The organism is Acinetobacter sp. ANC 5378, assembly GCF_013004315.1.
Taxonomy (GTDB): Bacteria; Pseudomonadota; Gammaproteobacteria; order Pseudomonadales; family Moraxellaceae; genus Acinetobacter.
Genome location: NZ_JABERK010000086.1, coordinates 1 through 851 on the forward strand (window position 1 = coordinate 1; position 851 = coordinate 851).

2 protein-coding genes are annotated in these 851 nt (G+C 32.2%); both read left to right on the forward strand.

Going from position 1 to position 851, the window contains the following annotated elements; all coding sequences use genetic code 11:
* Positions 1 to 259 (forward strand): hypothetical protein (locus tag HLH16_RS15655; RefSeq protein WP_214646726.1); only part of this gene is annotated, 259 nt, incomplete at its 5' end.
* Between the two features lie 482 nt (positions 260 to 741).
* Positions 742 to 851, forward strand: a 110-nt coding sequence (locus tag HLH16_RS14960) for a transposase (RefSeq protein WP_171527972.1), incomplete at its 3' end; no start/stop codon positions are given.

Consider the following 851-nt stretch of genomic DNA (forward strand, 5'->3'; position numbering starts at 1 on the left):
TTACTGCCATTTTACTGCCATTTTACTGCCATTTTACTGCCATTTTACTGCCATTTTACTGCCATTTTACTGCCATTTTACTGCCATTTTACTGCCATTTTACTGCCATTTTAAGTTAATAACTAAAATATTTATGATTATTTTAAGTCTGACGGATCATCAAATTTTGAGCAATAAAGCAATTTTTATTTGTAAACAGCTTCCTTTTTATTTGGAAACAGACGTAAATTTTGCTGTTTTTATCTGGAAACAGATGTAAATTTTGCTGTTTTTATCTGGAAACAGACATGAATTTTGATATTTTTATCGAGTAACAGGTTTAGATTTTATCGAGTAACAGGTTCAGGTTTTATCGAGTAACATACATAAATTTTGTAAATTTTATCGAGTAACATACGATATGTTTAAAAAATAAACAAATATATAGATTATTATATATGGAAAAATTCAGAAGAGAGCTTAACAGCCAACCGCTTCAATTTTTTGCTACTTTAGCTGTAATAAAATGCAAATTTAGTTTAATTTTTTGTTTTATACCCTCACAGTTATTTTTGCGGCATTGTGCCGCAGTCGATAACGAGAGGCTTAACTTTTAAGCGAATATAACTTTTTGATGAGTACATCTAAGTATAAGAAATTTATATGGGGAAATAGTTACCGTCTGTGACAGGGTAATCCCCCCTAAAAATAATAGGACCTAAAAGTAGAATTTTCTCTTAAAGTATAGGCAGGAGATTCTGCATGAAAACATCTAAATTTACTGACAGCCAAATCATGTCCATCTTGAAGCAGGCTGAATCTGGTACACCTGTTGCCGCCCTTTGCCGTGAACACGGCATGAGTAATGCGAC